This is a genomic window from Actinomadura sp. J1-007 (genome assembly GCF_009793335.1).
GTDB classification, from domain to species: domain Bacteria; phylum Actinomycetota; class Actinomycetes; order Streptosporangiales; family Streptosporangiaceae; genus Spirillospora; species Spirillospora yumaensis.
The window spans coordinates 1,289,881-1,302,286 of the sequence record NZ_WING01000001.1; the positions used below are offsets into that span (position 1 = coordinate 1,289,881).

General features: G+C 74.9%; 11 protein-coding genes and 1 pseudogene. 2 read left to right on the top strand and 10 right to left on the bottom strand.

What is annotated here, in order from left to right; all coding sequences use genetic code 11:
* The first annotated feature begins 27 nt into the window (after nt 1-27).
* Nucleotides 28-951 carry an NADP-dependent oxidoreductase gene (locus GEV43_RS05815; protein WP_160824335.1) on the top strand — a complete coding sequence of 308 codons (924 nt, stop codon included), beginning with the start codon at nt 28-30 and terminating at the stop codon, nt 949-951.
* Nucleotides 952-1,011: 60 nt separating this feature from the next.
* Here the strand turns inward: GEV43_RS05815 and GEV43_RS53630 are convergent, their stop codons facing one another.
* Together GEV43_RS53630 and GEV43_RS53635 are read right to left on the bottom strand one after the other, a co-directional pair.
* The gene (locus GEV43_RS53630) at nt 1,012-1,653 is read right to left on the bottom strand and encodes a hypothetical protein (protein ID WP_302931163.1); all 642 of its coding nucleotides are present in this window, start codon (nt 1,651-1,653) and stop codon (nt 1,012-1,014) included.
* Between the two features lie 449 nt (nt 1,654-2,102).
* Nucleotides 2,103-2,987 (bottom strand): GTP-binding protein, encoded by an 885-nt coding sequence (locus GEV43_RS53635; protein ID WP_160819796.1) that lies wholly within the window; start codon nt 2,985-2,987, stop codon nt 2,103-2,105.
* 240 nt (nt 2,988-3,227) lie between these two features.
* Here GEV43_RS53635 and GEV43_RS05830 point away from each other — a divergent pair, with 240 nt between their 5' ends.
* Nucleotides 3,228-3,917 carry a cupin domain-containing protein gene (locus tag GEV43_RS05830; RefSeq protein WP_309239473.1) on the top strand — a complete coding sequence of 230 codons (690 nt, stop codon included), beginning with the start codon at nt 3,228-3,230 and terminating at the stop codon, nt 3,915-3,917.
* Nucleotides 3,918-3,972: 55 nt separating this feature from the next.
* Here the strand turns inward: GEV43_RS05830 and GEV43_RS05835 are convergent, their stop codons facing one another.
* The 8 genes and pseudogenes from GEV43_RS05835 to GEV43_RS05870 all read right to left on the bottom strand — a co-directional run bounded on the left by GEV43_RS05835 (nt 3,973) and on the right by GEV43_RS05870 (nt 12,406).
* Nucleotides 3,973-4,983 (bottom strand): sugar phosphate isomerase/epimerase, encoded by a 1,011-nt coding sequence (locus tag GEV43_RS05835; protein WP_160819797.1) that lies wholly within the window; start codon nt 4,981-4,983, stop codon nt 3,973-3,975.
* A complete protein-coding gene (locus GEV43_RS05840; RefSeq protein WP_160819798.1) occupies nt 4,983-6,122 on the bottom strand; it encodes a Gfo/Idh/MocA family protein in 1,140 nt (379 codons plus the stop codon). Before GEV43_RS05840 ends, GEV43_RS05835 begins: the two co-directional genes overlap by 1 nt.
* A 28-nt stretch (nt 6,123-6,150) precedes the next feature.
* Entirely contained in the window at nt 6,151-7,206 is a 1,056-nt protein-coding gene (locus GEV43_RS05845) for an ABC transporter substrate-binding protein (RefSeq protein ID WP_160819799.1), read from the bottom strand.
* 30 nt (nt 7,207-7,236) lie between these two features.
* Nucleotides 7,237-8,289, bottom strand: a complete 1,053-nt coding sequence (locus GEV43_RS05850; protein ID WP_160819800.1) for an ABC transporter permease — start codon at nt 8,287-8,289, stop codon at nt 7,237-7,239.
* The gene (locus tag GEV43_RS05855) at nt 8,286-9,803 is read right to left on the bottom strand and encodes a sugar ABC transporter ATP-binding protein (RefSeq protein ID WP_160819801.1); all 1,518 of its coding nucleotides are present in this window, start codon (nt 9,801-9,803) and stop codon (nt 8,286-8,288) included. Before GEV43_RS05855 ends, GEV43_RS05850 begins: the two co-directional genes overlap by 4 nt.
* 109 nt (nt 9,804-9,912) lie before the next feature.
* The gene (locus GEV43_RS05860) at nt 9,913-11,097 is read right to left on the bottom strand and encodes an ROK family transcriptional regulator (protein ID WP_160819802.1); all 1,185 of its coding nucleotides are present in this window, start codon (nt 11,095-11,097) and stop codon (nt 9,913-9,915) included.
* Nucleotides 11,098-11,386: 289 nt separating this feature from the next.
* The gene (locus GEV43_RS05865) at nt 11,387-12,001 is read right to left on the bottom strand and encodes an ATP/GTP-binding protein (RefSeq protein WP_160819803.1); all 615 of its coding nucleotides are present in this window, start codon (nt 11,999-12,001) and stop codon (nt 11,387-11,389) included.
* A pseudogene (locus tag GEV43_RS05870) lies at nt 11,982-12,406 on the bottom strand (DUF742 domain-containing protein). Before GEV43_RS05870 ends, GEV43_RS05865 begins: the two are co-directional and overlap by 20 nt.

Genomic DNA, 12,406 nt, shown 5'->3' on the forward strand with positions numbered 1-12,406 from the left:
GGCAGGCTGGTCCGCATGTCAACTCGTATGCGCGCGATCAGGCAGGACGTCCTCGGCGGTCCCGAGGTGCTCAAGGAGGTCGAGATCGACCGTCCGGAGCCGGGCCCGACCGAGGTCCTGGTCCGGGTGAAAGCCGCGGGGCTCAACCCCACCGACTGGAAGCACCGGGCGGCGAAGATGTCGGTCCTCGAACCGCCGTTCGTCCTCGGCTGGGACGTGTCGGGCGTCGTGGAGGCCACCGGGGTCGGCGTGACGCTCTACAAGCCGGGCGACGAGGTCTTCGGGATGCTGCGATACCCGCGGTCGGCGGGGGCGTTCGCCGAGTACGTCGCGGCGCCCTCGCGCACGTTCGCGCGCAAGCCCGCGAACGTCGACCACGTCCAGGCGGGCGCGGTCCCGCTCGCGGCGCTGACCGCGTGGCAGGCGCTGGTCGACACCGCGGACGTCCGCGAGGGGCAGCGCGTGCTCGTCCACGCGGCGGCGGGCGGCGTCGGGCACCTCGCGGTGCAGATCGCCAAGGCGCTCGGCGCGTACGTCATCGGCACGGCCAGTTCGCCCAAGCACGACCTGCTGCGCCGCCTCGGCGTGGACGAGCCGGTCGACTACCGGGAGACCGACTTCGCCGAGACTCTCCGCGACGTGGACGTCGTCCTCGACACGATCGGCGGCGACTACCGCGAGCGCTCCCTGCGCACCATGCGCCGCGGCGGGGTGCTCGTCGCGATCGCGCGCGGCTCCGCCGGAGCGGCCGACCCCGACGAGCTCGGAATCCGCGTCGAGCAGCTCCTCGTGGAACCGGACTGGCACGCCATGAAGGAGATCGCCGCGCTCGTCGAGGCGGGCCGCCTGCGCGCCGAGATCGACACCGTGCTGCCCCTGGCCGAGGCCGCCAAGGCGCACGAGCGCGGCGAGACGAACCGCGTCACCGGCAAGATCGTCCTCACCCCCTGAGGAACGGCCCGCGCCCGCGGCCCGCCCGCCGTCCGCCGCCCGGTGCTCGCCGCGCCGCGGTCAGGTGGAGGCGCCGTTGCGGGCCACATGGCGCAGGTAGGCGGCCCGGTCCAGCGGGTCGCCGTCCGTGCGGGCCCGGGTCGGCGGGTCGCCGGAGACGGGACGGTCGCCGGACGGGCGCGACGTCCACACCCCCTCCCCGCGCGTCAGGCCGGGGAGGGACCGCTCGGCCTCGGCGACCCGGCGGGCGGGGATCTCGCCGCGCAGCGTCCAGCCGTCCGGGGCGGGCGCCTGCTCGGCGACCGTCGCGCCGAGCGCGGCGAGGCGCGCCAGGACGGGGCTCAGCGCGCCCTCCGGGACCTCCGTCTCGAACGCGTGGCACGGCTCGTACACCCGGGTGCCCGCGGCGGCGAGGGCCCGCATCAGCACGAGCGGGGTCAGGCCGCGGAAGTCGGCGGCGGTGCTCACCGGCCCGCCGAACCCCGAGGCGGTCAGGACGACCTCGCAGTCGGTCACGGGCCAGCCGTACAGGCCCTGGTCGAGCGTGCGGTGGACGGTCTCCTCGATCGCCCGGTCGAACGCGTGCGGCAGCGCCCCGTACTCGACCTCGCGCCGGAACACGACCCCGGAGCCCGGCGGCGCGGGCTCGACGCGCAGCCCGACGGTCGCCCAGAAGTCGGGCGTGCGGCGGCGCCAGTCCATGTCCTCGGCCGCCTCGCCCGTTCCGGCGGGCCGCTCGGTGTAGACGGGGCGGCTCTCCTCGAAGACGGCCTCGACGCCGAACTCCTCGCGCAGCCTGGAGCCGATGACCTCCTTCTGCACCTCGCCGTACAGCAGCACGGACGTCGCGCCGTCCGGCGCGGGGCGGGCACGGATCAGCGGGTCCTCGTCGGCGAGGTCGAGGAGCGCGGCGCGCAGCCGGCGGGCCTCGCCGGGACGGTCCGCGCGCACGAGCGTCTCCAGGCTCGGCGCGGTGAACGAGGCGCGCCGCCCGGGGCCGTCGGCGGGCGGGCCCAGCCGGTCGCCGACGCGCACGTCCGCGAGGCCGCCCAGCCGCGCGATGTCGCCCGCGGTGAGGAGCCCGGCGTCGGAGCCGACCACGCGGAGCGAGGTGATCTGCCCGGTGTGCTCGCCGCCGTCGCCGTGGAAGGTCACCTTCTGGCGGACGCGCAGCTCGCCCGCGAACAGGCGCAGGTAGGCGATCTTCTCTCCGGCCGGGCCGCGTTCGATGGCGAAGACCGTGCCGCGCGGCTCGGCTCCGCCCGCGGTTTCCTCCGCGTCCCCGGTGGGCGCGGGCGGCAGGAGCGTGGCGATCCCCTCCAGGAGGTCGGCGACGCCCTCCCCGGTGACCGCCGACCCGAAGAACAGCGGGTGGGCGGTCCCGTCAGCGGTCTGGGCGGCGAGCGCGCGCCGGAGCGCCTCGGGCGACGGCTCGCGGTCCTCGACCAGGTCGGCGAGGAGGCCGTCGTCGTGGTCGGCCAGCACCTCGGCCGCGTCCAGCGGCGGCGTGAGCGACGGCCCGGACGGGCGGAACGCGCGGCCGAGGCCGTGCCGATCCCGGTGACGTCGTTCAGCGGGACGATCCGCGGGGTCAGCCTGCGCCGGACGGCCTCCAGCGTCCCGTCGCGCCGCGCGCCCGCGCGGTCGATCTTGTTGACGAAGACCAGGGTGGGGATCCGCAGGTCGCGCAGCGTCCGCAGCAGCACGCGGGTCTGCGGCTGGACGCCCTCGACGGCCGACAGCACGAGCACCGCGCCGTCCAGCACGGCGAGGGCGCGCTCGACCTCGGCGACGAAGTCGGCGTGGCCGGGCGTGTCGATCAGGTTGACGCGCAGCCCGTCCAGGGTGAACGAGGCGACGGCCGAACGGATCGTGATGCCGCGGCGGCGTTCGAGCTCGCCGCGGTCGGTCTGGGTGTCGCCGGCGTCGACGCTGCCGAGCCGGCCGATGACGCCGGTGTCGAACAGCAGCCGCTCAGTGAGGCTGGTCTTGCCCGCGTCGACGTGCGCGAGGATGCCGATGTTCAGGGTGGCCATGGGTGTGCAAGTCCTCGGGAACTCTCGTCCGGATGGGGCTCTCGGAGATTCCGAAGACCTGGCGCATGTCACCCTTCCCGTTCGGCGGACTCGTCCCTCCCATGATCTCACGCCCCGCGGGACCCGTGCCACGCGTTTTCCGGCCGGTCAGCGCCCGCGCCCGCCCGGTCGCGTCCCCCGGCCGCCCGGCCGGCGCACCCGCGTGCCGGGACGCGCCGGAACGGTCACTAGGCTCGGGGCGTGCTGCTGCTGACGACGCTCGACGCTTGGCGCGCCCAGTCCGGGCCGCGGTTCGTTCTCCCCGAGGCGGGCGCCGCCTGGGCCCCGGCCGAGGACGCCCTCGCCGTCGCCGACGACGCGTTCCCCGGCGGGCAGGTCATCGCGGTCGCCCTCGATCCCGAGCCCGGCCCGGCGCCCGCGCGCGGGGCGGTCGACCGCACCCGGGCGTCCGCCGTGCGCTACCTGCGGCGCGGGCCGGACGGCCGGCACACGGCGCTGCTCGACCGGCCCGCGACCGCCGAGGCCCTGGACCTGCTGCCGCACCCGGAGGGCGGCTGGTACCGCGAGACGTGGCGGGCGCCCGCGCGCCTCGTCCCGGACGGCTACGGGGGCGAGCGGGCCTCGGCGACCGGCATCTACTTCCTGCTGCCGCCGGGCGAGGAGTCGATCTGGCACGCGGTCCGTTCCGACGAGGTGTGGCTGTGGCACCGCGGCGGGCCGCTGGCGCTGGTGCTCGGCGGGACGGGCGACCGCCCCGCCGCGGCCCCGGAGACGGTCACGCTCGGCGCGGACGTCGCGGCCGGGCAGGCGCCGCAGGCCCTCGTGCCCGCCGGGACGTGGCAGGCCGCCCGTCCCGCCGGGCCGGACGAGGTGCTCGTGAGCTGCGTCGTCTCCCCCGGCTTCGACTTCGCCGACTTCCGCGCGCTCTGACCGCCCCGGCCCGGCCGCCCGGCGACTCCGCCGGGCCGGCCGGGCCGGCGGCGCGCTAGTCGTCCTTGGCGAACGCCGCGTCGAAGCGGGCGGCGGGCGGGCTGAGGGAGGCGAGGGCGCGGACGAAGGCCAGCGCCTCGGGCGCGCCCTGGAGCCGGTCCATCCCGGCGTCCTCCCACTCGACGGAGATCGGGCCGTCGTAGCCGATCGCGTTGAGCGCGCGGAAGCAGTCCTCCCACGGAACGTCGCCGCGCCCCGTCGAGACGAAGTCCCAGCGCCGCCTCGGGTCGCCCCACGGCAGGTGCGAGGACAGCCGCCCGCGCCGCCCGTCGGCGGGCCGGATCCTCGTGTCCTTGCAGTCCACGTGGTAGATCCGGTCGCGGAACTCGTACAGGAACCCGGCCGGGTCGAGGTCCTGCCAGAGCATGTGGGACGGGTCCCAGTTCAGGCCGAACGCGGGCCGGCGCCCGATGGCCTCCAGCGTCCGGACGGTCGTCCAGTGGTCGTAGGCGATCTCGCTCGGGTGCACCTCCAGCGCGAACCGCACCCCGGACGCGTCGAACACGTCCATGATCGGATGCCAGCGGGCGGCGAAGTCGGCGTAGCCGCGCTCGACCATCGCGTCGGTGACCGGCGGGAACATCGCCACGGTGTGCCAGATCGACGACCCGGTGAACCCGACGACGGTGTCCACGCCGAGCAGGGCGGCGGCGCGCGCGGTGTCCTCCATCTCGCGGGCCGCGCGGCGGCGGACGCCCTCGGGCTCGCCGTCGCCCCACACCCGCGCGGGCAGGATCGACCGGTGCCGCTCGTCGATCGGGTCGTCGCAGACGGCCTGGCCGACGAGGTGGTTCGACAGCGCCCACACCTTCAGGCCGTGCCGGTCGAGGATCTCGCGGCGGCCCGCCGCGTACGCGTCGTCCGCGAGGGCCGCCGGGACGTCGAAGTGGTCGCCCGAGCAGGCGATCTCCAGCCCGTCGTAGCCCCAGCCCGCCGCGAGCGCGCAGACCTCCTCGAACGGCAGGTCGGCCCACTGGCCGGTGAACAGGGTGACCGGTCGTGCCATCAGGCGCTCCCCTCCACGTCGGTCCAGGCGCCGCTCTCCGCGCCGGCCTGCACGGCGGCCAGCACGCGCTGCACCTGGAGCCCGTCGGCGAACGACGGGCTCGGATCGCCGCCCTCCGCGATCGCGGTGAGCAGGTCGGCGGCCTGGTGGGTGAAGGTGTGCTCGTAGCCGAGCAGGTGCCCGGGCGGCCACCATTTCCCCGCGTACGGGTGGACGGGCTCGGTGACGAGGATCCGCCGGAACCCGGCCGTCTCCGCGTCCTCGGCCCGGTCGTGGAACCACAGCTCGTTCAGCGACTCCAGGTCGAACGCGAGGCTGCCGTCCGAGCCGTTCACCTCGACGCGCAGGGCGTTCTTGCGCCCGGCGGCGACGCGGGTCGCCTCGAACGAGGCGAGCGCGCCGCCGTCCGTGCGGCCGATGAACAGCGCCGCGTCGTCCACCGTGACGCGGCCCGTTCCGCCGCCGGGCCTCGGACGTTCGGGGACGAACGTGCCGAGCAGCGACGAGACCCCGGTGATCCGCTGCCCGGTGACGTGCTGCACGGTGTCGATGATGTGCGCGCCGATGTCGCCGAGCGCGCCGGACCCGGCGCGGTCGCGGTCCATCCGCCAGGTGTACGGGGCGTCCGCGTCGGCCAGCCAGTCCTGGAGGTACTGGGCGCGGACCTGGCGGACCGCGCCGAGGCGGCCGTCCGCGACGAGCCGGCGCGCGAGCGCGATCGCCGGGACGCGCCGGTAGTTGAACCCGACCATCGCCCGGACGCCGCGCGCGCGGGCCCGTTCGGCGGCGTCCGCCATCGCGGCCGCCTCGGCGACGGTGTTGGCGAGGGGCTTCTCGCACAGTACGTGCTTGCCCGCGTCGAGCGCGGCGACCGCGATCTCGGCGTGGCTGTCGCCCGGCGTGCAGATGTCGACCAGGTCGACGTCGTCGCGGCGCAGCAGCTCCTTCCAGTCGGTCTCCACGGCCGCCCAGCCGAGCGCGCGGGCGGCGGCGCCCGCGCGCTCGGCGGAACGGCCCGCGAGCACGGCCATCACGGGGCTCAGCGGCGGGCCGAAGAACGGCCCGACGTTGCGCCACGCCTGGGAGTGGGCGCGCCCCATGAAGGCGTGCCCGACCATCCCGACTCCGACGGTCGTCATCGTCTCCCTTTCGGTGGTGTCCCGCCGCCTACGACTCGAAGCCGAGCGGCAGGTAGCGGTCGACGTTCTGCTTGGTCACGGTCTCGGACGCGAGCGTGAGCGACTGCGGGACCTGGAGCTCGACCAGGTCGGACAGGCCCTTGCCCTGGGCGATCAGCCGCGCCACCCGGACCGCCGACCCGGCCATCGTCGGGCTGTAGGTGACGGTCGCCTCCAGCACGCCGCCCGACTTGATCTCGCGCATCGCGTTCGCCGACCCGGCGGCGCCGACCATGAAGAACTCCTTGCGCCCCGCCTGCTTGATCGCGGCGAGCACGCCCACGCCCTGGTCGTCGTCCTGGTTCCACAGGGCGTCGATCCTCTTGTGGGCCTGGAGGAGGTTGGCGGCGACCTGGTTGCCGGTCTCGACGGTGAACTTGGCGTCCTGCCGGGCCGTGACCGAGAAGCCGTACGACTTCAGCGCGTCGGCGAAGCCCTTGCTGCGCTCCTGGGTGAGCGGCAGCGTCGCGATGCCCTGCACCTCCACGATGACGGGCTTGGCGATGCCCTTCTCCTTCAGCCGCCTGCCGACGTAGTGGCCCGCGGCGACGCCCATGCCGTAGTTGTCGCCGCCGATCCACGTCCGGTACGAGAGCTTGTCGGGGAACACCCGGTCGAGGTTGACGACCGGGATCCCGGCGTCCATGGCCTTGCGGGCGACCTGGTTGAGCTGCCCGCCGTCGTTCGGCTGGAGCACCAGCGCGTCGACCTTCGCGGAGATCAGCGACTCGACGGCCGAGATCTGCTGGTTGATGTCGTTGGTGGGCTCGACCGGCTTGAACGTCACGTCGGAGTACCGCTTGGCCTGCGCCTGCGCGTTCTTGGTGATCGCCGCGAGCCAGCCGTGGTCGGCGGCCGGGGCGGAGAACCCGATCGTGACGTGCTTGCCGGGCTTGTCGTTGTCGCCTCCGCCCGCGGTCTGCGCGGCGGCGGCGGGCTCCTTCTCCTCGTTGCTCGTGCATCCGGCGGCGAGGGTTCCGGCCGCGATCGCGGCGCCTCCGAAGAGGAGCCCTCTGCGGCTCGGGACGCTTCCGGTGTCGCTCATGGCGTGCTCCAGGGGAGTTCTCGGGGGGTTTCAGGGGGTGGGGGCGCGCAGGCCGCGGCGCTGGAGCAGGACCGCGACCACGATGATCGCGCCCTTGGCGATGAGCTGGTCGCTGGTCTCCAGGCCGTTCAGGATGAACAGGTTGGTGATGAGGGTGAAGACGAGCACGCCGAGGATCGACCCGGCGAGGGTGCCCCGTCCCCCGGTGAGCAGCGTGCCGCCGATGATGACGGCGGCGATCGCGTCGAGCTCGTACAGGTCCCCGTGGGTGCTGGAGCCCGTGGTGGTCCGGGCCATGATGATCACCGCGGCGATGCCGCAGCACAGGCCGGACAGCGCGTACAGCAGGACGGTGTGGCGGCGCACGTCGATCCCGGCGAGCCGCGCCGCCTCCGGGTTGCCGCCGACCGCGAAGGTGCGGCGGCCGAACGTGGTGCGGTTCAGCAGCAGCCATCCGGCGACGGCGACCGCCGCGAAGACGAACACCACGAGCGGCAGCCCGAGCGCCTTCGTGGTCGACAGCGCCTCGATCGCGTCGTTCTCCGGCTTGACGAGCTGGGTCCTGCGGTCGGACATGCGCTGCGCGAGGCCGCGCGCCGCGACCAGCATCGCGAGCGTGGCGATGAACGGCACGAGCCGCCCGTAGGCGATGAGCAGGCCGTTCACCGCGCCCGCTCCGGCGCCGACGAGCAGCGCGCAGACCACCATCACCACCGGGCCGTACGACTGGGTCGCGACGGTCGTGGCCCAGACGGACGCGAGCGCCATCACCGCCCCGACCGACAGGTCGATGCCGCCGCCGATGATGACGAACGTGGCGCCGACGGTGATGACGCCGATCGTCGCGGCGAGCGCGAGGATCCCGACCACGTTGCCGGACGTCGCGAAGTTGTCCGGCTCGGTGACGAGGCCGACGGCCGCGAGCAGGACGAGGGCGGCGACGAGCCCGACGTGCCGGATCTCGCCCGGCCCCCGGCGGGCCCCGGCGCCCTTCCCGCCCGGCCGCGGCGGCCGCGGGGTCCGTGGGGCCCTCAGCCACGAGGGCCGGGCCCGTTCCGCCCGGGTGACGCTCGCGTCGGTCATGCCGCGCTCCCCTCCATGATCATGTTGAGTACGGCGCGCTCGTCCAGGTCGCGGGCCGCGCCGGTGTGCACCACCCGGCCCTCGCGGACGACCAGCACCCGGTCGGCGAGGCCGAGCACCTCGGGCACCTCGCTCGACACCAGCAGCACCGCGATGCCGCGCCCGGCGAGCTCGCGGACCACCGCGTACAGCTCGGCGCGGGCGCCGACGTCCACGCCGCGCGTCGGCTCGTCCAGGATCAGCAGCCGCCGGTCGCCGAGCAGCCACCGGGCGAGGACGACCTTCTGCTGGTTGCCGCCCGACAGCGTCGCGACCGGCCGGCGCGGGTCGGGCGGGCGGATGTCGAGCGCCTCGATCTGGCGCCGGACGTCGGCCAGCTCGCGGCGGCGGCTCAGCCAGCCGAACGCCGCGTACCGGTCCAGGCCCGCGACGGTGACGTTGGCCGCGACCGTCTCGTTCAGCAGCAGGGCCTGGCTCTTGCGCTCCTCGGGCGCCATCCCCATGCCGCGCCGTACGGCCGCGCGGGTGTCGCCGGGCCGGACCCGGCGCCCGTCGACCAGCACCCGCCCGGCGGTCGCGCGGCGCGCCCCGTAGACGGTCTCCAGGATCTCCGAACGGCCCGACCCGACGAGCCCGGCGAGGCCCACGATCTCGCCGGCGCGGACGGTGAACGAGACATCCTCGAACGTCCCGGCGAGGGACAGCCCCTCGACGCGCAGCACCTCGTCGCCGCGCCCGTCCCCGTCTCCGTCTCCGTCCATGGGCGCGGATGCGGGCGCGGGGCGTTCGGGGAAGGCGCTCTCGATGTCGCGGCCGGTCATCAGCTCCACCACCCGGCCCGTCGCGGTGGTGCGGGCGGGCAGGCCGCCCGCGACCGCGCGGCCGTCCTTGAGGACGGTGACGCGGTCGCCGATCTCGCGGATCTCCTCCAGCCGGTGCGAGATGTAGACGACCGCGACGCCGGACGCGGTGAGCTCCCGGATGACGCGGAACAGGTTGCCGACCTCGTCGTGCGCGAGCGCGGCGGACGGCTCGTCCATCACGATCAGCCGCGCCCGGTGCGACAGCGCCCGCGCCATGCTGACCACCTGCTTGCGCGCGGCGGGCAGGCGGCCGACCTCGGCGCGCGGCGGGATCCCGCCGTGCCCGAGGCGGCCGAGCAGCTCGGCGGCGCGCCGCTCGGCGTCGGCGCGGCGGGTGAACCCGAACCGGGCACGCTCGTGGCCGAGGAAGATGTTGTCGGCGACCGACAGGCCGTCCACCAGGTCGAGCTCCTGGTAGATGGTCGCGATCCCGGCGCGCATGGCCGCGGTCGGTCCGTCCAGCCGGACCGGCTCGCCGTCCAGCAGGATCTCGCCCGCGTCGGGCCGGTGCGCGCCCGCGAGCACCTTGATGAGGGTGGACTTGCCCGCGCCGTTCTGCCCGAGCAGGCAGTGCACCTCGCCCGGACGGACGTCGAGGTCGACGCCGTCCAAGGCGCGGACGCCGGGGAACTCCTTGACGATCCCGCGCATCCGGAGCAGGTCGGGGGACTCTTCGCAGGGCCCATGGGGCCTCCCGGGGGGTGTGGTCAGGCTGGGCGAAGACGGGGGGACAGCGGAGGGGTGTGAGGGGTGTGAGGGGTCAGGCGGGGTCGAAGACGTGGTCGCTGATGAGCCGGGCGCCGCCGATCACCCCGGCGGCGCCGGCGAGCTCGGACAGCACGATCGGGAGGTTGCCGGTCGCGAGCGGCAGCGACCGGCGGTAGACGACGCCGCGGATCTCCGCGAGCAGGGTGTGCCCGAGGCCCGCGACGCCGCCCGCGACGACGACCAGGCCAGGGTTGAAGAAGCTGACGAGCCCGGCGAGCACCTGCCCGACGTGCCGGCCGCCCTCGCGGACGAGCCGCACCGACTCGGCGTCCCCGGCGGCGGCGGCCTCGGCGACGTGCGCGGCGGCCAGCTCCCCGTGGTCCTCCAGGAGCCGGGCGAGCTGCGGCGAACGGCCCGAGCGGGCGGCGGCGGCCGCGTCCCGGGCGAGCGCGGCGCCGCCGAAGAACGCCTCCAGGCACCCGGCGTTGCCGCACGCGCACATCGGGCCGTCGTCGGCCACGCGGATGTGGCCGATGTCGCCCGCGCTGCCGGACACGCCCCGGTAGATCGCGCCGTCCACGACGATGCCGCAGCCGATGCCGGTGCCGATCTTCACGAGCAGGAAGTCGTCCACCGAGCGGGCGAGGCCCGAGTGCAGCTCGCCGAGCGCCATGAGGTTCACGTCGTTGTCGACCAGGACGGGGCAGCCGAGCTCCTGCCCGATCGCCTCGCGCACCGGGAACCGGTCCCAGCCCGGCATGATCGGCGGCGCCACCGGCATCCCGTCGCGGAAGCTGACGGGCCCGGGGACGCCGATGCCCGTCCCGTGCACCTGGCCCTCGACCAGGCCCCGGTCGCGGAGCCCGGCGTACAGGTCCAGGGCCCGCTCCAGCACGACCGTCGCGCCCTGCCGCACGTCGCAGGGCTCGCTGACGTGCCCGAGGACCTCCAGCCCGCCGTCGGTGACCGCGACGTCGATCGAGGTCGCGCCGATGTCGAACGCGACGAACCGCAGGCTCGGCGACAGCCGGACGATCCCGGACCGCCGCCCGCCCCGCGACGCCGCGAGCCCCGCCGACTCGACCAGGCCGAGCCCGGCGAGCCGGTCCAGCTCGACGGCCAGCTTCGAGCGCGACAGCCGGACGACGTCGCCCAGCTCGGCGCGCGAACGCGGGCCCTCGTCGCGCAGCAGCCGCAGCAGGCGTGCCTGGTGCACGTTCTGCGGTCGAGCCGACATGCGCATCACGCCGTCCCTTCGGGGTCCGCTCGGGGCCCGTTCCGGCCGCCCTGCGGGGCGGCCCGCGTCCGGGCCTGGCGCGACCGTAACCGGCTTTCGCCGCGCTGAGAAGACCTTTGCACCAGATTTCGCGAACTTTCTCCACTCACAGGACAAAGCAGGGCGTGCGACGGCGCGAGCCCCGGCGCGTCACCGGCCGGGGCTCGCCCGGATCCCCTCGGCCCTGGGGCCGGGGGCGGTGACGCGCCAGGGCTCGACGGGACGCGAGCGGCGCGGGAGGGTCAGCGGGTCAGTAGGTGAGCGCTCCGGGGTCCCGGCGCCCGCTCATCGTCCGCATGATGTGCTCGACCAGCGTGATCAGGACGTGCTTGGCCGACTCGCGGTCGCGCACGTCGCAGTTGATCACCGGGATGTCGGACGGCAGGTCGAGCGCGTCGCGGACCTGGTCGGGCGAGTGCTTCCCGGCGCCCTCGAAGTGGTTGACGCCGATGATGAACGGCACGCCGCGCCGTTCGAAGTAGTCGACCGAGGGGAAGCAGTCGGCCAGGCGGCGGGTGTCGACGAGCACCACGGCGCCGAGCGCGCCCTTGGCCAGCTCGTCCCACATGAACCAGAAGCGGTCCTGGCCGGGCGTGCCGAACACGAACAGGACCAGCCCGTTCGGCAGGGTGATCCGGCCGAAGTCCATCGCCACCGTCGTGGTCGTCTTCTGCGCCACGGCGGTGGTGTCGTCGATCCCGACGCTCTTCTCGGTGAGCGCCTCCTCGGTGCGCAGCGGCCGGATCTCGCTGACCGCGCTCACCAGGGTCGTCTTGCCGACGCCGAAGCCGCCGGCGACAAGGATCTTGACGGTCAGCGCGGACTCGCCCTGAGGCGGTCCCGCGTCAGAGCGCACGGATTCCATCGATCACTTCCTTGAGTACGCGCTCGCTGGGGAACTGGGCCACCGGCGCGGGGCGCCTGACCTGGATCAGCGAGTGATCGAGCAGGTCGCCGAGCAGGACCCGGACGACCCCGAGGGGAGTTCCAGCTCCGACGCTATCTCGGCGACCGACAGCGAGGTGCGGCAAAGCTCCAAGATCATCTCATGTTCGGGTTCCGGCGCCCAGGGCGGCGCGGACGGGCCCGGCCCCGGCCCGTCCCCCGCCGCGCCGCCGCCGTCCACCGACGCGATGAGCGCGACGAGGTCGAACACGTCGCCGTCGTAGTGCGTGCGCCCGCCGGTGAGCGCGTACGGGCGCACGACGGGGCCGGCCGCGTCGTCGAACCAGGCCGCCCCGCCGGGCCCGGTCCCTCCCGAGCGGGACAT